Origin of the sequence: Cryobacterium sp. M25, assembly GCF_002929635.1 — a bacterium.
GTDB classification, from domain to species: domain Bacteria; phylum Actinomycetota; class Actinomycetes; order Actinomycetales; family Microbacteriaceae; genus Cryobacterium; species Cryobacterium sandaracinum.
The window spans coordinates 13,744-31,422 of record NZ_PJJU01000038.1; the positions used below are offsets into that span (position 1 = coordinate 13,744).

The window sequence follows — 17,679 nt, forward strand, 5'->3', positions numbered from 1 at the left end:
TTTGTTGACAGTAAGTGAAGATTATGTCGCATATGTTCCGACGACGGCCGACACTCCCTAGATTCTCTGCTGAGGAATGCGCAGAGCGCAACGTCGCTTAACATTGAGAAGCCGGTAATCGAGTTGGATGGCCGCGTTTTCTCCACTTTCCTGCGTTGTTAAAAGGGGTTTCATGGATCAGCCAGATCCGTTCGGTTTCACCGGGCTTACGTACGACGACGTCCTTCTTCTTCCGGGGCACACCGACGTCATTCCCAGTGAAGCCGAGACAATGTCTCGGTTGACGCGCCGGATCAGCGTGGCCACGCCGCTGCTGTCCAGCGCGATGGACACCGTCACCGAGACCCGGATGGCCATCGCGATGGCCCGTGAGGGTGGCCTCGGCGTGCTGCACCGCAACCTCTCGATCGCGGACCAGGCCGAGCAGGTCGACCTCGTCAAACGCAGCGAATCCGGCATGATTACCAATCCGGTAACAACTTCGCCCGACGCCACCGTTGCGGAGGTCGACGCCCTCTGCGGGCAGTACCGGATCAGCGGTCTTCCCGTCGTCGACGCCGACGGCGTGCTCGTGGGCATCATCACAAACCGGGACATGCGGTTCGTCTCCACCACCAAAAAGCACACGACCCGGGTGCGCGAGGTGATGACGACGGCACCGCTGATCACGGGCAAGGTCGGCATGGCCCCGATGGACGCCGTCGCCATCTTCGCCACCCACAAGATCGAGAAGCTTCCCCTCGTCGACGACCACGGCCGCCTGACGGGCCTGATCACGGTCAAGGACTTCGACAAGAGCGAGGAATACCCCTTCGCCACCAAGGACGATGCCGGACGACTGCGCGTCGGCGCGGCCATCGGCTTCTTCGGCGACGCCTGGCAGCGCGCCACCGCACTTCTCGAGGCAGGCGTCGACGTGCTCGTGGTCGACACCGCCAACGGCGACAGCGCCGGGGTGCTCGAGATCATCCGTCGCCTGAAGTCCGACCCTGCCTTCGAGGGGGTCGACGTGATCGGCGGCAACGTGGCCACCCGCTCCGGCGCCCAGGCCCTCATCGACGCCGGCGCCGACGCGATCAAGGTCGGGGTCGGCCCCGGCTCGATCTGCACCACCCGCATCGTCGCCGGCGTCGGCGTGCCGCAGATCACCGCCGTCTACCAGGCGTCGCTCGCGGCCCGGGAGACCGGCATCCCGGTCATCGCCGACGGCGGGCTGCAGTATTCCGGCGACATCGCCAAGGCGCTGGTCGCCGGCGCGGACACCGTCATGCTCGGCTCCCTGCTCGCCGGCTGTGACGAGAGCCCCGGCGAGCTCGTCTTCGTCAACGGCAAGCAGTTCAAGACCTACCGCGGCATGGGCTCGCTCGGCGCGCTGCAGAGCCGCGGCACGAAGACCTCCTACTCCAAGGACCGCTACTTCCAGTCGGATGTCCCCTCCGACGACAAACTCATCCCGGAAGGCATCGAGGGCCAGGTCCCGTATCGCGGACCGGTGTCCGCCGTGGCCTACCAGCTGATCGGCGGCCTGCGCCAGTCCATGTTCTACGTGGGCGCGCGCACGATCGACGAGCTCAAACAGAAGGGTAAGTTCGTTCGGATCACGTCCGCCGGGCTCAAGGAGTCGCACCCGCACGACGTGCAGATCGTGGTCGAGGCGCCCAACTACCGCCGCTGACCGTACTCGAGGGCGACTAGGCGGCCGCGGCCAGCCGGGAGACCGCTTCCGCGAGCACCTCAGGTGAACACCCGAAGTTGAGACGCGCGAAGCCCCGGCCCGGTTCGCCGAACATCGGGCCGGGGCTGAGCGCGACCCGGGCCTGCTCGAGTGCGACCAGCGCCGGGTCGTCACCCCAGCCGAGGCTCCGCAGGTCAAGCCAGGCCAGGTAGCCGGCCCCTGGCTGCCGGTAGCCGACCCCGGGCAGTTGCGCGTCGAGCAGCGCGGCGAGCTCGCGCCGATTGTCGTCGAGGGCCGCGATCACCCCGTCCAGCCACGGCTCCCCGTCGCGGAACGCCGCGATGCCGGCGATCAGCCCGAACTGGCTTGTGCGCCAAGACACCTCCTGGGGCAGGGCGGCGAGCTCGGCGCGCATCCGTTCGCCGGCGGTGACGAGAAGCGCGCATTTGAGGCCGGCCAGGTTCCAGGCCTTGCTCGCGCTCGTCACGCAGACGCCGTGGTCGGCGGCCTCGGTGGAGACGGTGAGGTAGGGCGTGAAAGCGGCGTCGGTGTAGGTCAGCGGGGCGTGGACCTCGTCGCTGACGACCGTGACGCCGTAGTGGGCGGCGAGCCCGGACAGCGCCGTGAGGTCCTGGACGGTGTGCGGATGCCCGATCGGGTTGTGCGGGTTGCAGAGCAGCACGCAGCGCACGCCCGATTGGAAGGCGCGCTCGAGGCCGTTCAGGTCGAGGGTCCAGCCGGTCTGACCGGCGAGGAGTGGCACGGCGTGCGGCACCCCGCCGGCCTCGGGCACGAGGTCGAAGAACGGCGGGTAGACCGGGGGAGTGATCACAACCCGGTCGCCGGGCCTGATCAGCATTCGCAGGGTCTCCACGATGGCCACGCTGACATCCGTCGTGGTGGTCACCTGCTCCGGGTCGACCTGCCAGCCCCAGCGGCGACCGGCGAATCCCGCGAAGGCCGCGCCAAGCCCGTTGACCGGTGCGACATACCCGGTGTCGCTGCGCCGCACCGCCGCTGTCAACGCGTCCCGGATGGGTTCGGCGAGCGGAAAGTCGGACTCGGCGACGAAGAGCGGCAGCACATCGGCGGGAAAACTGCGCCATTTCATGCTGGTGCGCTCGCGCAGGAGGGAGAGAGGGTCGGCGGTGACGTCCATCACCTCAGGATGCACCCCGCGGCATCCGTCGTCGAGGAGCGCCGCGGCACCTAAACTAAAATCATGGAAATCGAGATCGGCCGCTCCAAGCGCGCCCGCCGCGTGTACGCCTTCGACGACATCGCGATTGTGCCCAGCCGGCGCACCCGCGACCCGGAGGATGTGTCGGTCGACTGGACCATCGACGCGTATCAATTCTCGATCCCGTTCCTCGCGGCGCCGATGGACTCCGTGGTGTCCCCGCAGACGGCCATCATGATGGGTCAGCTCGGCGGCGTGGGCGTGCTCGACCTCGAGGGCCTCTGGACCCGCTATGACAACCCCGAGCCGCTCCTCGCCGAGATCCGCGAGTTGCCCGCCGACCGGGCCACCGCGCGCATGCAGGAGATGTACTCCGAGCCGATCAAGCCCGAGCTCGTCACCGCCCGCCTCGCGGAGATCCGCGCGGCCGGCGTGACTGTGGCCGGCGCCCTGTCGCCGCAGCGCACGCAGGAATTGTACGAGACCGTCGTCGCCGCCGGCGTCGACCTGTTCGTCATCCGCGGAACCACCGTTTCTGCCGAGCACGTCTCGCAGAACCAGGAACCCCTCAACCTCAAGAAGTTCATCTACGAACTCGACGTACCCGTGATCGTGGGCGGGGCGGCGACCTACACCGCGGCCCTGCACCTCATGCGCACGGGTGCGGCCGGCGTGCTCGTCGGCTTCGGCGGCGGCGCGGCCTCGACCACGCGCGCCTCCCTCGGCATCCACGCGCCCATGGCCACGGCCGTGGCCGATGTCGCCGGTGCCCGCCGGGACTACATGGACGAGTCCGGTGGACGCTACGTGCACGTCATCGCTGACGGCGGCCTCAACACCTCCGGCGACATCGTCAAGGCCATCGCCTGCGGCGCCGACGCCGTCATGCTCGGCACCGCGCTGGCCCGGGCGACGGATGCCCCCGGCGGCGGCTTCCACTGGGGTGCCGAGGTGCACCACTCGAAGCTGCCCCGCGGCAAGCGGGTCGAGGTGGGCGCCCTGGCGCCGCTCGAGACCATCCTGTACGGCCCGACGCCGATCGCCGACGGCACCGCGAACCTCGTCGGCGCGCTGCGCCGGTCGATGGCGACCACCGGTTACTCCGACCTGAAGGAATTCCAGCGCGTCGATGTGGTCGTCGCCCCGTACCGGGGGAATTAGACGGTTGTCGCGCCGCACCGAGTGAACTAGCGTCGGTATGAATTAGCGTCAGGTAAGCACCACACCATCTGGAATGGGAGTGAGCACATGGCATCAGGTAATTCGGCGTCGCGATCCACGAAACTGGGTCCGGAGGAACGAGCTGCGGCCCTCGAACGGCTGAAGGGCAAAGAGCTCGACATCCTCGTGGTCGGCGGCGGCATCGTCGGCACCGGAGCCGCCCTGGACGCGGTCACCCGCGGCCTGAGCGTGGGAATCCTCGAGGCCAGGGACTGGGCGTCGGGAACGTCGAGCCGGTCGTCCAAGCTGGTGCACGGCGGCATCCGCTACCTGGAACAGGCCGACTTCCGGTTGGTGCGCGAGGCTCTGACGGAGCGTGGCCTGCTCCTGCAGCGCATCGCCCCGCACCTGGTGAAGCCGGTGCGGTTCCTGTACCCGCTCAGGAAGCGCGTCACCGAGCGCTTCTACGTGGGCGCCGGCATGCTCCTCTACGACCTGTTTTCGTATACCGGCGGGCGCGCCCCCGGTGTGCCGCACCACCGCCACCTGTCCAAGCGGCAGGTGAAGGGGCTTCTGCCCAGTCTGAACACCGACACGATCGTCGGCGGCATCACGTACTACGACGGGCAGGTCGACGACGCGCTCTACGTGGCCTCGCTCGTGCGCACCGCGTCGTTCTACGGGGCGCACGCGGCCAGCCGGGTGCGGGTCGAAGGATTCATCAAGGTGGGTGAGCGGGTGGTCGGCGTGCACGCCCACGACCTGCAGACCGATGAACGGTTCGAGGTGCGGGCCCGGCAGGTCGTGAACGCCACCGGGGTCTGGACCGACGACACGCAGCGCATGGTCGGCGAACGCGGCACGTTCAAGGTGCGCGCATCGAAAGGCATCCACCTGGTCGTGCCCCGGGACCGGTTCCAGTCGGCCATGGGGCTGCTGCTGCGCACCGAGAAGAGCGTCCTGTTCGTGATCCCCTGGGGACGACACTGGCTGATCGGCACGACCGACACGGACTGGCATCTGGACAAGGCGCACCCGGCCGCCACCGCCGCTGACATTGACTACCTGCTCGAACACGTGAACGCCGTGCTCCGGGTGCCGCTGACCCGGGAGGACGTCGAGGGAGTCTACGCCGGCCTGCGGCCGCTCCTGGCCGGGGAGTCGGAGAGCACCTCGAAGCTGTCCCGCGAACACCTCGTCGGACACTCCGTGCCCGGCCTGGTGGTGATCGCGGGCGGAAAGTGGACCACGTACCGGGTGATGGCGAAGGATGCGATCGATGCAGCCGTCGACGCCTTCGACGAACGGGTCCCGGCCTCCACCACGGCGGAGATCCCGCTGCTCGGCGCCGAGGGCTACCAGGCCGCCTGGAACAAGCGCGGCCGGATCGCGCGGGCGTTCGGCCTGCACACCGTCCGCGTCGAGCACCTGCTGAACCGCTACGGCACCCTGACCGACGAGCTTCTCGATCTGATCCGCAAGACCCCGTCACTGGCGGACCCGCTGCCGGGGGCCGACGACTACATCGAGGCGGAGGTCGTGTACGCGGCCACGCATATGGGCGCCCTGCACCTCGAGGACGTGCTGGCTCGCCGCACTCGCATCTCGATCGAGGCCTGGGACCGCGGCGTCTCGGCGGCGCCCGTGGCCGCGCGGCTGATGGCCGGGGTGCTCGGCTGGGACGAAGCCCGGGAGACGCGCGAAGTGGGCACCTACCTCAAGCGGGTGGCGGCGGAACGCGCGTCGCAGCAGCAGCCCGACGACGAGTCCGCCGACCGCGTGCGGCTCGAGGCTCCGGACATCGCCGCTACGAAATAGGAGCCGCCCGCCGGCACCCTCGCCCGGCACCCTCGCCCGGCGTCCACTCCCTGCCTCCGCTTGTCCGCCCGCACCCCGCCGGTGCGTGAACGAATTCGACGGAGATTCTGCCCTGTGGGGCCTGAAAAATGCCCGACAGCGCCGTTCAGAGCCAAATCTCCGTCGAATTGGTTGGGCCGTCCGAGCGCACGCGTGTGGCCAACTCAGGACATCCGTCGCCTGGGCTGCCCGCCCGACACGGACCAGAGCGGAACTCGTGCGGGTGCCCGGGCCCGGCCGGACGGATCTCCTGCGTTAGCCGCAACACCGAGCGGATGTGCCGCAGCGCCTTTGTGGTTCGGGCATCCGCCAGACACTCAGCCCCAGCCCGTACCAATTCGACGGAGATTTTGGCCCGTGCGGGGCAGAAAGCGCCCGACAGCGCCTTCGAGAGCAAAATCTCCGTCGAGTTGGTGAGAGCAGTGGGCGGCGCGGCGGCGCGGCGGCGGGCCGCGGGGCCGCGGGGCTGGCGGCGCGACAGCGGGCGGGAGGCACGCAAACTCGCTCCGGTAGACTGGGCTGACTGCCCACAAACCTCAGGAGTTGCACCATGGTTGACGTTCGGCGGGTCAAACTTCCCGGGGTGGGAGTGCTGCACACCTTCATCACGGATGACGGCGGCAAAGTGGGCGTCATCGCCCACCGCTCGGGGCACAGCGACCTCATCACCTTCGCGGACGACGAGGGCGGCCCCGACGCCGCCAAGGTGTCCCTGCGGCTGAACGAAGACGAAGCGCACACACTCGCCGAGCTCCTCGGCGGCACCCAGATCACCGAGTCGCTCACCGCGCTCGACCAGATCCCCGGCCTCAGCATCGACTGGTTCACCGTCGACTACGAAGACCACATCGCCGGCCAGGCGCTCGGCAACCCCGCCGACCGCGGCATAGCCGGTCTGACGGTCGTGGCCGTCGTCCGCGGGGAGTCCGCGAACCCGGCGCCCGCCCACGACTTCCGTGTCTTCCCCGGCGACACGCTCGTCGTCGCCGGCTCGCCCGAGAAGGTCGCGAAGGCCTTCGCCTTCTTCCGCACCGGCGAGGTTAAGGCCAAGTCCGTCGACGCGCCGCCCGGGGGCTAGTTCATGCAACTCGGCGAAGACCTCATCACTCTTGGCATCCTGCTCGTCGTTGCCTATCTCCTCGGTCGTGCCGGAAAGCTGATCGGGCTGCCGTCCATCCCCATCTACATGATTGTCGGGCTCCTGGCCAGCCCGAACACCGGCTGGTTCCCGCTGGACTTCCAGTCGGCGGACATCGAACTGATCGCCATTTTCGGGCTGATCCTGCTCCTGTTCAGCCTCGGCCTCGAATTCGACCAGGAGGCGTTCTTCGGCGACGCCGGAAAACTTCTGATTTCCGGCGGCTCCTACGTTCTGATCAACATGGGAGTCGGCTTCGCGTTCGGCCTGATGGTCGGCTGGGGCAGCCGGGAGGCCCTCGTGATCGCCGGAATGACCGGCACCTCCTCGAGCGCCATCATCACCAAACTCCTGATCGAACTGCGCCGGCTTGCCAACAAGGAAACTCCGATGATCCTCGGCGTGACCGTCGTCGGCGACATCTTCATCGCGGTCTACCTGGCGATCGTCTCCGTCGTGCTCAGCGGCAAGACCGAGGCCTGGCCGATCGTGCTGCAACTGAGCATCGCCTTCCTCTTTCTCGTCGTGATGTTCTCGGTGGCCCGCTGGGGCGCCAAAGTCGTCTCCCGGCTGATGCGCACCAAGGACGACGAACTGTTCACCATCCTCTTCTTCGGACTCGCGGTGCTCTTCGCCGGGATCGGTGAGATCATCGGCGTGACGGATGCGATCGGGGCCTTCCTGATCGGGGTGGTGCTCGGCGCGAGCACGTACCGCGGCCGGATCGAGCGCGTCGCCGTGCCCCTGCGCGACGTGTTCGGGGCTTTCTTCTTCCTCAACTTCGGCCTCGCGCTGAACGTGGCCGAATTCGGGTCGGTGATCACCATCGTGTTTGCGGCCGTCGGCATGACCTTCGTGCTCAGCCTGATCTCCGGAATGCTGATGGCGAAACTGCACGGCATGGGCCCGCGGGAGGGACTCAACACCGCGGCCATCTTCGTCAACCGCGGCGAGTTCACGCTGATCCTGGCAACCCTGTCGGTGACCGCTGGTCTCGACCAGCGGCTGCAGCCCTTCGCCGGCCTCTACGTGCTCACGATGGCGATCCTGGGGCCGCTCTTCGCGGCGAACTCCGAGAAGATCGGCGCGGCCCTGCGGCGACGCCGGAACGCCGTCCCGGCCCGGAAACGCGCCCACGACGTGATGCTGGCGGAGGAAATCGCCCTGGTCGAGGCGGCCACCGCCGCCGACACCGGCACGGATGCCCAACGCGCCGCCGACCGTCTCCTCGCCGACCACCGCCAGCGCCCGGCCGCCGCGGCACCCGGCGCAGTGGCGGCCATGGCGCCTGCCGACGCGACCGCCGACTCGGAAGCAGACGCCGCCGCGGCCGACGGACCGGCGTCCGCGGCCCCGGACTCCATGCTCGACTTCATCTCCGGCCGGCGCCCGGCCGAAACCGGCCCGGTTGACAAGCCGGCGCGTGACACCGCTTCAGGGGACTACTCATGATCACAACCATGCTCCGGCCGCGCTGGCTGATCGCGCTGCTGCTGGCGCTCGCGATCGCCGCGGCCTTCGCCCTGCTCGGCCGGTGGCAGCTCGAACGCGCCATCGCGTCCGGCGAAGTCGTGGAGCGCAGCACCGAGACCGTGCAGCCGCTCCACGAGGCGGTGTCGCCGGACGGGCCGCCGCGCGAGTCAGCGACCGGCCAGCTGGTCACCGTGGCCGGCTCCTTCGTGCCGGGGGACGACGTGCTGATCAGCGAACGCCTCAATGGGGGCGACAGCGGTTTCTGGGTGGTGAGCCGCTTGTCGACGGTGGAAACGGCATCCGTGCCCGTCTCCACCATCGCCGTGGCTCGCGGCTGGGCCGCCACCGAGGAGGAGGCCAGGTCGGCGATCGAGGCGCTCTCGGCGCAGGCCGCCGCGCAGCAGCAGACCGTGACCGGCCGCTTCGTTCCCTCCGAGGCTCCCGTCGTGCCGGACGAGGACAGCGACCCGCGCACCCAGACCACGGTCTCCACCGCCGCGCTGATCAACCGGTGGGCGGACTTCACCGACCAGTCCGTCTACGCCGGCTACATCGTCGACACGGATGCTGCCGCGAACCTCACCGTGATCGACTCGCCCGTGCCCGGCAACGACGCATCGGTCAACTGGCTGAACATCTTCTACGCCCTCGAGTGGGCAGTCTTCGCCGGGTTCGCGGTGTTCCTCTGGTACCGCCTGGTTCGGGACGACTGGGAGCGTCAGCAGGAGCAGGCCGCCATCGACGCGGCGGAGGCCGTCTAGAATTGGCCCATGCCACTTGACCCCAAGCCTGCCGACATCCCCAAAATCCCCGGTGCGCTCCGGCTCTACAAGGTTTCCTCGGTCATCACCGGTGTCTTCCTGCTGCTGCTCTGCGTCGAGGTCTTCCTGAAGTTCGTGCTGCAGCTCGAAATCGAAGTCGGCGGCCCGAACGGGATCATCGCCCTCGTCGCCCGGGACTCGGTGACCGCATTCAACCTGAGCACCGGCATCCTGATCGTGCACGGCTGGCTGTACGTGCTCTACCTGTTCAGTGACTTCCAGCTCTGGAGCCTGATGCGCTGGTCATTCCCCAAGTTTCTGCTGATCGCACTCGGAGGCATCATTCCTACCCTGTCCTTCTTCCTCGAGGTGCGAGTCGCGCGCGAGGTCAACGCCTTCCTGGCGACGCACGCCGACTCGTCTGCCGCTGCCGCTGCCGCTGCCGCTGACGCTGGGGCCGAGGCCCGCTCGTGAGCGCCGCTGTGAGCGCCTCGACCGGCGCCCGCCCAGTCTTGGTGGTCGACTTCGGTGCCCAGTACGCGCAGCTGATCGCGCGCCGGGTGCGCGAGGCATCCGTCTACTCCGAGATCGTGGCTCACTCGATCACCGCGGCCGAGGTCGCGGAGAAGAACCCGCTCGGCATCGTGCTCAGCGGCGGGCCGTCCAGCGTCTACTCCGAGGGTGCCCCCACCTTCGACCCGGACATCTTCGACCTGGGCATCCCGATCCTGGGCATCTGCTACGGCTTTCAGGTGATGGCCACGACCCTTGGCGGCGAGGTGGCCCGCACTGGCCGGAGCGAGTACGGTGCGACCCCGGTCAGAGTCACCGACAGCGGCAACGCGCTGCTGGCCGGGCAGCCGGCCGAGCAGACGGCGTGGATGAGCCACGGTGACTCCGTGTCGAAAGCCCCCGCCGGCTTCTCGGTGCTCGCGTCCACGAGCTCCACCCCGGTCGCCGCCTTCGCGAACGATACGCGCCGGCTCTACGGCGTGCAGTGGCACCCCGAGGTCAAGCACTCCGAATTCGGCCAGAACGTGCTCGAGAACTTCCTGCACCGCGCCGCCGGCATCCCCGCCGACTGGAACAGCGGCAACGTCATCGCCGAACAGGTGGCCCGCATCCAAGCCCAGGTCGGCACCGGCAAGGTCATCTGCGGGCTCTCCGGCGGAGTCGATTCCGCCGTGGCCGCTGCCCTCGTGCACAAGGCCATCGGTGACCAGCTCGTCTGCGTGTTCGTCGACCACGGCCTGCTCCGCCAGGACGAGCGCCGTCAGGTCGAGGAAGACTTCGTCAAGGCCACCGGCGTGCGTCTGGTCACCGTCGATGTGCGTGAGCGGTTCCTGACCGCGCTGGAGGGCGTCAGCGACCCGGAGAGCAAGCGCAAGATCATCGGTCGTGAGTTCATCCGCACCTTCGAGCAGGCTCAGGCCGAATTGATCAAGGAAGCGGCAGCAACGAATGAAGACCCGATCCGCTTCCTCGTGCAGGGCACCCTGTACCCGGACGTCGTCGAGTCCGGCGGCGGCAGCGGCACCGCCAACATCAAGAGCCACCACAACGTCGGGGGCCTGCCGGAAGACCTGCAGTTCGAATTGATCGAACCGCTGCGCACCCTGTTCAAAGACGAAGTGCGCGCGATCGGCGCCGAGCTGGGACTGCCGGCCGAGATCGTGCAGCGCCAGCCGTTCCCCGGACCCGGCCTCGGCATCCGCATCGTGGGCTCGATCACCCAGGACCGGCTCGACCTGCTTCGCCACGCGGATGCGATCGTGCGCGCCGAGCTGAGCGCCGCGGGCCTCGACCGTGAGATCTGGCAGTGCCCGGTGGTGCTGCTCGCCGACGTGCGCTCCGTGGGCGTGCAGGGTGACGGCCGCACCTACGGGCACCCGATCGTGTTGCGCCCGGTGTCGTCGGAAGACGCCATGACGGCCGACTGGACCCGCCTGCCGTACGACCTGCTGGCGCGGATCTCGAACCGGATCACGAACGAGGTGGACGGGGTCAACCGCGTCGTGCTCGACGTCACGTCCAAGCCGCCGGGGACCATCGAATGGGAGTAGGGGAATGCTCCCGGTTGTGACGCGGGGAGTGGGCGTGTCGCTCCTCAGCTCAAACAATGGGCGGCGGATGCCGTACCCTCCGCTTCGCTCCGGGGCCGGCATCCGCCGTCCATAACTCGACACCCCGCGACACGCCCTCTCCCCGCCTCGCGATCGCTGAGGGACAAGCAACTTTGGGGGTGAGGACGACGAAAGGGCCGCTCCGATGGGGCGGCCCTTCCTACGTGCGGTCGTGCGGCGGGGTGGGTGCTACTCGCGGGCGATGGCGAAGATGCGGAGCATCTCGACGTAGAGCCAGACGACGGTGAGCATGATGCCGAAGGCGCCGGTCCAGCCGTACTTGCGGGGGATTCGGTTGTTGACGCCGCGCTGGATGAAGTCGAAGTCGAGCACCAGCGAGTACGCGGCCATGATCACGGCGAGGACGCCGATCAGGAGGCCGAGTGGGATGCCCATGAACGTCGCGCTGCGGAGACCGAACGCAGCGTCGGTCGCGCCGAAGACCATCATGCCGAAGTTGATCAGCGAGAACACGCCGTAGCCGATCATGGCGATCATGAAGACCTTGGTGGCCTTCTTGGAGGCGCGGATCTTGCCGCTGGCGAAGAGGGCCAGCGTGACGCCGACGACGACGAGCGTGGCGAGCACGGCCTGGGTGACGACACCCGGGTAGATCTGCTCGAAGACGACGGAGATGCCACCGACGAAGAGGCCCTGGGCCGCGGCGTACGCGAGGATCAGGGGCGGCGACGGCTCCTTTTTGAACGCGTTGACCAGTCCGAGGACCAGACCCGCGATCGCACCGACGATGAGCGGCAGCATCGTCACCGGGGTGACGAGCCAGCCGATGGCTGCGGTCACCAGCAGCAAGGCGAAGCTGAGCACCGTCTTGCGGATGGTGTCGTCGTAGCTCATCCGGTCGGTGTCCTGTGAACCGGCGGAGGGAGCGTTGAACATGCCCTGCAGGTCGCTGTCGGAGAGCACCTTGCCACCTGCAGTGGCGCCAGGAGCGCCGAACGCGGCGTTTCGGGAGAATGCGGGGTTGGAGGATGCCATGGTTGCCGTAGCTCACAATCAAGTGCGTAGAGAGCGGAGCCAACACCGGTAAGTGCTGGACAGTTCCTAGATTCTATTCAGATCTGCTGGGGATCCGCCGTATTCAGGTTTGCGACTCGCGGTGACCGGGGGCGGCGCCCCGCCGACCAGCCGGCCAGCCACCAGGCGAGCCAGGAGGCGGCCGCCGTGGTGATGAAACCGACCAGATAGCCGACCCAGTTCTGGTCGTAATTGTTCAGCGCGTCCTTGAGCAGGAAACTCATCGTGATCGACGGGATCAGGGCCAGGTAGCTCAACCACGGGCGGTGCCGCACGAGCAGCCAGCAGGCCAGCAGCACGGCGAAGACACCGTTGAAATCGGCTCCGCCCAGCAGCAGGATGCTGCAGAGCAGGGCCGGAACCAGAACCGTCAGCCGCCGCCACAGCGCCCCCGGCAGGATCAGCCAACCCAGCACGTGGAGCGGCGGGCCGATGGCCAGGAAGAACAGGCTGTAGGTACTGGTGAAGTTCGTGGCGAGCACCCCGAGCACGACCAGCGTCAGTCCGGTCACGTAGCGGGCGCGGTAGCTGCCCCACCGGTGCAGGCGGGTCGGTGGAACGGTCCAGGGTGTCATCGCCTCGATTCTGGCAGGTGCACGCGTAGGGTTGGCAAATGCAGCCGATTGTGATCGGTCACCGCGGGGCGAGCGGTTACCGGCCAGAGCACACCCGTTCCGCCTACGAACTGGCCGTCGCTCTCGGCGCGGACGCGGTCGAGCCTGACATCGTCGCCACCCGCGACGGTGTCCTGGTGGTGCGCCACGAGAACGAGATCGGGGCGACGACGAATGTCGCAGCGCACCCCGAGTTCGCCGGCCGCCGGGCGACCAAGGTGATCGACGGCATCCGGCTCACCGGCTGGTTCACCGAGGACTTCACCTGGGCCGAGCTGCGAACCCTGCGCGCCCGGGAGCGCCTGCCCGAGGTGCGGAAGGCAAGCGCCACCTTCGACGACCGGTTCCCCCTGCTGCGCCTGCGGGACGTGTTCAAGCTGATGGACCGGCTCTCCGGACGGGTGCGCCGGCCCATCGGCGTCGTCGCCGAGCTCAAGCACGCCACCTACTTCGAGTCGATCGGGCTTCCGCTCGACGAGCTGTTCGCCGCCGAGGTCAACGACGCCGGTTGGAACGCCGGCGACGGCCGCCTCACCATCGAGAGCTTCGAGCGCAGCCTCCTCGACAAGGTCTACGCGCGCGGCATCTACGGCAAGCGTGTCTTCCTGCTCGAGGCGCGCGGCAAACCCGTCGACGAGGTCGCGCTGCTCGGGCCGAAAGCGCCCCACTACGCCGACTACCTCTCCGACACCGGGCTTTACGGGCTGAGCGGCACGGTCGACGGGATCAGCGTGCCCAAATCGCTCATCCTGGCCACGGATGCCGACGGTCACGTCTCCGGCGCCTCCGACCTGGTCGACGCCGCGCACGCCGCGGACCTGGAGATTTACTGCTGGACGCTGCGCCCGGAGAACCGGTACCTTGCGAAGACGTTCCGCCGTGGGCGGCTGCGGGCCGACTTCGGAAACTGGCAGGCCGAGTTCCGCACCATCCTCGGCACCGGGATCGACGGAGTCTTCGCCGACCACCCCGACCTGGCGGTGCTCGTGCGGGACGAGCTGGCCGCGGAGGACTGACCGGGGCGCTGCGCCGCACCGGGGCGGTGTCAGACGCAACACCTAGAATTGGGAGAGATATGACGACCCTCTCCGACCCGGACCACACGCCCGCCCGCCAGGTTCCCTCCGCGGTGCCCATCATCCTGGACGGAGCGGCTCCGCGCGACCGGGAGAGTCCACTGCTCGAAGGGCTCAACCCCCAGCAACGCGAGGCCGTGCTGTACCGCGGACCGGCGCTGCTGATCATCGCGGGCGCCGGCTCCGGGAAGACCAGCGTGCTCACCCGCCGCATCGCCAGCCTGCTGGAGAGCCGCGAGGCCTGGCCGAGCCAGATCCTCGCCATCACCTTCACCAACAAGGCCGCGGCGGAGATGCGCGAGCGGGTGCGGGCGATCCTCGGCCAGGGGGCCGACGGCATGTGGATCAGCACCTTCCATTCCTCCTGCGTGCGCATCCTGCGCCGCGAAGCGGAAAGCGCGGGCCTCTCCGCCACGTTCAGCATCTACGACTCGGCCGACACCAAGGTCACGCTCAAGCGCATCATCAAGGCCCTCGACGCCGACACGCTCGGCTTCACGCCCGGCAATGCGTCAGCGAAGATCTCCAAGCTCAAGAACGAGCTCGCGGACGCCGACTCCTACGCCCGCAACGCGAACATGAGCGACCCGCAGGAGGTCATGTTCGTCGAGATCTTCCGGCAGTACACCCACCGGCTGCGCGCGGCCAACGCCCTCGACTTCGACGACCTGATCGGCGAGACGGTCTACCTGTTCCGCGCGTTCCCGAAGGTCGCGGCCCTCTATCGGCGCCGGTTCCGCCACATCCTGGTCGACGAATACCAGGACACCAACCACGCGCAGTACTCGCTCGTGCGCGAGCTGACCCGTCCCGTCGAGCCCGACCTGGCCGAGGAGATGGAGGCGACCGGTGTGCACGTGCGCAACCTGCGCGACGCCTCCGGCGGCATCCCGGGAGCCTCGCTCACCGTGGTCGGCGACTCCGACCAGTCGATCTACGCCTTCCGCGGCGCGGACACCCGCAACATCAGCGAGTTCGAGCGCGACTTCCCGGGCACCAGGGTGATCCTGCTCGAGCAGAACTACCGCTCGACCCAGAACATCCTCTCGGCCGCCAACGCGGTGATCGGCCACAACTTCGACCGCACAGACAAGAAACTGTGGAGCGCGGGGGGCGACGGCGAGAAGATCGTGGGCTACACGGCCTATTCCGGCCACGACGAGGCCCAGTTCGTCTCCGACGAGATCGAGGTGCTGCACCGAGCCGGCATGGCCTACCGCGACATGGCCGTGTTCTACCGCACCAACGCGCAGACCCGTGCGCTTGAAGAAATCCTGGTGCGCTCCGCGGTGCCCTACCGGGTCGTCGGCGGCACCAAGTTCTACGAGCGGGCTGAGATCAAGGATGCGCTGGCGTACCTGATCGCCGTCGCTAACCCGAACGACGAACTGGCGCTGCGTCGCATCCTGAACACCCCCAAGCGCGGGATCGGCCCAGCCACCGAGACGGCGCTGGCGAGCTTCGCGGAGGCGAACCAGATCAGCTTCCGGCAGGCGATGCGCGACTCCGCGTCGCTGGGCCTCGGCCCCAAGGTGACCGGGGCCATCCTGAAGCTGGCGACCCTGCTCGACGAGGCGGCGCTGAAGCTCGACCCGGAGAACCCGGCCGGCACGGCGAACGTGTCCGAGCTGCTCACCTTCCTGCTCGACGGCAGCGGACTGCTCAGCCTGCTGCGAGGCAGCCGCGACCCGCAAGACGAGGCGCGCGCCGAGAACATCGAGGAACTCGTCGCCCAGACCAAGGACTTCAACAAGGAGAACCCCGACTCGGGGCTGGTCGACTTCCTCACCCAGGTGTCCCTGGTCGCCGCCGCCGACGACCTCGACGACGCCTCCGGAACGGTGTCCCTGATGACCCTGCACACGGCGAAGGGACTCGAATACGAGGCCGTGTTCCTGACCGGCGTGGAGGAGGGCCTGCTGCCGCACCAGATGTCGGCCAACGAGCCCGGCGGGCCCGCCGAGGAGCGGCGCCTGTTCTACGTGGGCATCACCCGCGCCCGCCAGAGGCTCTACCTCTCCCTGGCGATGACCCGGGCCCAGTTCGGCGACATCAACGTGGCCATGCCCAGCCGCTACCTGCAGGAGATCCCCGTCGACCTGATCGACTGGAAGCAGTCCCCGGGCATGGCGAACTCCCGCGGCGGCACCCAGCCCCGGGCGCTGAACGCGAGACGCGACGGCTTCGGCGGCGGGTTCGCGGGGCGCGGTGACCCGCAGGCGCTGCCGCCCGCGCCGAAGAAGAAGACCGAATGGGCCAGCCGGGTGCCGAGCCAGGTGCGCGACAACGGTGACCTCACCCTGATGCAGGGCGACCGCATCCGTCACGTCGATTTCGGCGACGGCCGCGTCAACCAGGTCACCGGTGACGGCACCAAGCGCATCGCGCACGTCCAGTTCGACACGGTGGGCGCAAAGAAGCTTCTGATCAAGATCGCGCCGATCGAGAAGCTCTAGTGGCGGAGCCGCGGGCCCCGGCGCGCCGGAACCGGGCAGACCGGAAACCCTGCTCGAACGCGTGAAATCGGTGCGCGCCCTCGACCTCGAGGTGGCGTCCCGGGCCAGCATCGCCGTGGTCGTGCCACTCGTCGTGCTCGTTCTGCTGGGCCGGATCGACTGGGCCGCCTACGCGTCGTTCGGGGCGATGACGTCGCTCTACGGCCGGAGCGAGCCGTACCGGATTCGCGCGCGCACGGTCAGCGTCGCCGCGGCCTTCATGCTGGTCAGCGTCGCCGCCGGGCTTGTGATGAGCGTGGCCGAGGCGACCCTGCCGGCCCTGGTGCTCGGGCTTCTGCTCGTGATCACGGCGGGGATCCTGCTGGCATCGACGTATGGCTTGTTCCCCGGCACGCCGATCTTCTTCGTCTTCGCCTACCTGGTCTGTGCGCAGGTGCCCGCGCCGGTCGACGAGATGCTGCCGCGCCTGCTGGTGGCAGTGGCGAGCGCCGCGCTGGCTTGGCTGCTCACCATGTCCGGCTGGGCGTTTCGGCGCCTGGTCGGCGACCGCTTCGGCGACCTGTTCAAGGAGCTGCCGCGCACGCCGCTGCTGCGACCGGCCGCGTTCCGCGACGTCCAGGTGTGGCTCACCATCCTGCAGCACCAGGTCGGCGTGCTGCTGGCCGGCGGGCTCGCCCTCTTCGTGGGCATCGGGCACCCCTACTGGGCAGTGGTGAGCGTGGTCGCCGTGCTCCCGCCGCCCCGTGCCGCGCACTCCATCTCCCGGGCGGTGCACCGCATCATCGGTACCGCGCTCGGAGTGGCGGTGACCGCCATTGTGCTGCTGCTCGGGCCATCCGTCTGGGTGCTGATCGCGGTGATCGCGATCGGCCAGTTCGGCGCGGAAATCCTGATCGGCAGGCACTACGGCGCCGCCCTGCTGTTCGTCACGCCATTGGCGCTGACCGTGGCTCACCTGGCCGACCCGGTCGCCGTGCCGACGCTGCTGGTCGACCGGGTGGTGGAAACCGCGCTCGGCGGCGTGGTCGCGGTGCTGATCGTGCTCGCGGTGCGGGGCCTCGCCCGGCAGCGTTCGCGTCGGCTCGGTGGACAGCGTCCACCCCTGAACGCTTAGGAACTGCACAGGTTGC

General features: G+C 68.5%; 14 protein-coding genes. 11 read left to right on the forward strand and 3 right to left on the reverse strand.

Translation table 11 applies throughout. From position 1 onward, the window contains the following. The first annotated feature begins 172 nt into the window (after positions 1–172). Positions 173–1,675, forward strand: a complete 1,503-nt coding sequence (guaB, locus tag CXY81_RS03640) for an IMP dehydrogenase (protein WP_104194005.1) — start codon at positions 173–175, stop codon at positions 1,673–1,675. A 16-nt stretch (positions 1,676–1,691) separates the two neighbouring features. Here the strand turns inward: guaB and CXY81_RS03645 are convergent, their stop codons facing one another. Then, on the reverse strand, positions 1,692–2,834 hold the full coding sequence (locus tag CXY81_RS03645) for a MalY/PatB family protein (RefSeq protein ID WP_104194006.1): 1,143 nt from the start codon (positions 2,832–2,834) through the stop codon (positions 1,692–1,694). A gap of 63 nt (positions 2,835–2,897) precedes the next feature. Between CXY81_RS03645 and CXY81_RS03650 the strand changes: the two genes are divergently transcribed. From CXY81_RS03650 to guaA, 7 genes are all read left to right on the forward strand, one after another. Continuing rightward, a complete protein-coding gene (locus CXY81_RS03650) occupies positions 2,898–4,016 on the forward strand; it encodes a GuaB3 family IMP dehydrogenase-related protein (protein WP_104194007.1) in 1,119 nt (372 codons plus the stop codon). Between the two features lie 87 nt (positions 4,017–4,103). After that, positions 4,104–5,834, forward strand: coding sequence for a glycerol-3-phosphate dehydrogenase/oxidase (locus CXY81_RS03655; RefSeq protein WP_104171793.1), 1,731 nt, complete (start codon positions 4,104–4,106; stop codon positions 5,832–5,834). Positions 5,835–6,423: 589 nt separating this feature from the next. After that, positions 6,424–6,951: a cation:proton antiporter regulatory subunit gene (locus CXY81_RS03660; RefSeq protein WP_104100916.1), complete on the forward strand. Its 528-nt coding sequence runs from the start codon at positions 6,424–6,426 to the stop codon at positions 6,949–6,951. A gap of 3 nt (positions 6,952–6,954) precedes the next feature. Beyond that, the gene (locus CXY81_RS03665; protein ID WP_104194008.1) at positions 6,955–8,463 is read left to right on the forward strand and encodes a cation:proton antiporter; all 1,509 of its coding nucleotides are present in this window, start codon (positions 6,955–6,957) and stop codon (positions 8,461–8,463) included. Continuing rightward, the gene (locus CXY81_RS03670; RefSeq protein WP_104194009.1) at positions 8,460–9,245 is read left to right on the forward strand and encodes an SURF1 family protein; all 786 of its coding nucleotides are present in this window, start codon (positions 8,460–8,462) and stop codon (positions 9,243–9,245) included. Before CXY81_RS03665 ends, CXY81_RS03670 begins: the two co-directional genes overlap by 4 nt. 9 nt (positions 9,246–9,254) lie before the next feature. Next, positions 9,255–9,719 carry a DUF3817 domain-containing protein gene (locus tag CXY81_RS03675; RefSeq protein WP_104194010.1) on the forward strand — a complete coding sequence of 155 codons (465 nt, stop codon included), beginning with the start codon at positions 9,255–9,257 and terminating at the stop codon, positions 9,717–9,719. Then, positions 9,716–11,308, forward strand: coding sequence for a glutamine-hydrolyzing GMP synthase (gene guaA / locus CXY81_RS03680; RefSeq protein WP_233193964.1), 1,593 nt, complete (start codon positions 9,716–9,718; stop codon positions 11,306–11,308). Before CXY81_RS03675 ends, guaA begins: the two co-directional genes overlap by 4 nt. 249 nt (positions 11,309–11,557) lie before the next feature. On the opposite strand, the gene CXY81_RS03685 is transcribed toward guaA, so the two are convergent. Together CXY81_RS03685 and CXY81_RS03690 are read right to left on the reverse strand one after the other, a co-directional pair. Then, positions 11,558–12,364 carry a Bax inhibitor-1/YccA family protein gene (locus CXY81_RS03685; RefSeq protein ID WP_104194011.1) on the reverse strand — a complete coding sequence of 269 codons (807 nt, stop codon included), beginning with the start codon at positions 12,362–12,364 and terminating at the stop codon, positions 11,558–11,560. 77 nt (positions 12,365–12,441) lie between these two features. Beyond that, positions 12,442–12,978 carry a hypothetical protein gene (locus CXY81_RS03690; RefSeq protein WP_104194012.1) on the reverse strand — a complete coding sequence of 179 codons (537 nt, stop codon included), beginning with the start codon at positions 12,976–12,978 and terminating at the stop codon, positions 12,442–12,444. Between the two features lie 38 nt (positions 12,979–13,016). Between CXY81_RS03690 and CXY81_RS03695 the strand changes: the two genes are divergently transcribed. The 3 genes from CXY81_RS03695 to CXY81_RS03705 all read left to right on the forward strand — a co-directional run bounded on the left by CXY81_RS03695 (position 13,017) and on the right by CXY81_RS03705 (position 17,663). Next, the gene (locus CXY81_RS03695) at positions 13,017–14,033 is read left to right on the forward strand and encodes a glycerophosphodiester phosphodiesterase family protein (protein WP_104171798.1); all 1,017 of its coding nucleotides are present in this window, start codon (positions 13,017–13,019) and stop codon (positions 14,031–14,033) included. 59 nt (positions 14,034–14,092) lie between these two features. After that, positions 14,093–16,549: an ATP-dependent helicase gene (locus tag CXY81_RS03700; RefSeq protein WP_104194013.1), complete on the forward strand. Its 2,457-nt coding sequence runs from the start codon at positions 14,093–14,095 to the stop codon at positions 16,547–16,549. A gap of 61 nt (positions 16,550–16,610) precedes the next feature. After that, on the forward strand, positions 16,611–17,663 hold the full coding sequence (locus CXY81_RS03705; protein ID WP_233193965.1) for an FUSC family protein: 1,053 nt from the start codon (positions 16,611–16,613) through the stop codon (positions 17,661–17,663). Positions 17,664–17,679 lie beyond the last annotated feature (16 nt).

Excerpts from the sequence above, each read along its gene's own strand:
- CXY81_RS03660 (WP_104100916.1), top strand. The coding sequence starts at position 6,424 with ATGGTTGACGTTCGGCGGGTCAAACTTCCCGGGGTGGGAGTGCTGCAC.
- CXY81_RS03645 (WP_104194006.1), bottom strand. The coding sequence starts at position 2,834 with ATGGACGTCACCGCCGACCCTCTCTCCCTCCTGCGCGAGCGCACCAGC.
- CXY81_RS03675 (WP_104194010.1), top strand. The coding sequence starts at position 9,255 with ATGCCACTTGACCCCAAGCCTGCCGACATCCCCAAAATCCCCGGTGCG.
- CXY81_RS03670 (WP_104194009.1), top strand. The coding sequence starts at position 8,460 with ATGATCACAACCATGCTCCGGCCGCGCTGGCTGATCGCGCTGCTGCTG.
- CXY81_RS03690 (WP_104194012.1), bottom strand. The coding sequence starts at position 12,978 with ATGACACCCTGGACCGTTCCACCGACCCGCCTGCACCGGTGGGGCAGC.
- CXY81_RS03695 (WP_104171798.1), top strand. The coding sequence starts at position 13,017 with ATGCAGCCGATTGTGATCGGTCACCGCGGGGCGAGCGGTTACCGGCCA.
- CXY81_RS03700 (WP_104194013.1), top strand. The coding sequence starts at position 14,093 with ATGACGACCCTCTCCGACCCGGACCACACGCCCGCCCGCCAGGTTCCC.
- guaB (WP_104194005.1), top strand. The coding sequence starts at position 173 with ATGGATCAGCCAGATCCGTTCGGTTTCACCGGGCTTACGTACGACGAC.
- CXY81_RS03650 (WP_104194007.1), top strand. The coding sequence starts at position 2,898 with ATGGAAATCGAGATCGGCCGCTCCAAGCGCGCCCGCCGCGTGTACGCC.
- CXY81_RS03685 (WP_104194011.1), bottom strand. The coding sequence starts at position 12,364 with ATGGCATCCTCCAACCCCGCATTCTCCCGAAACGCCGCGTTCGGCGCT.
- CXY81_RS03655 (WP_104171793.1), top strand. The coding sequence starts at position 4,104 with ATGGCATCAGGTAATTCGGCGTCGCGATCCACGAAACTGGGTCCGGAG.
- CXY81_RS03665 (WP_104194008.1), top strand. The coding sequence starts at position 6,955 with ATGCAACTCGGCGAAGACCTCATCACTCTTGGCATCCTGCTCGTCGTT.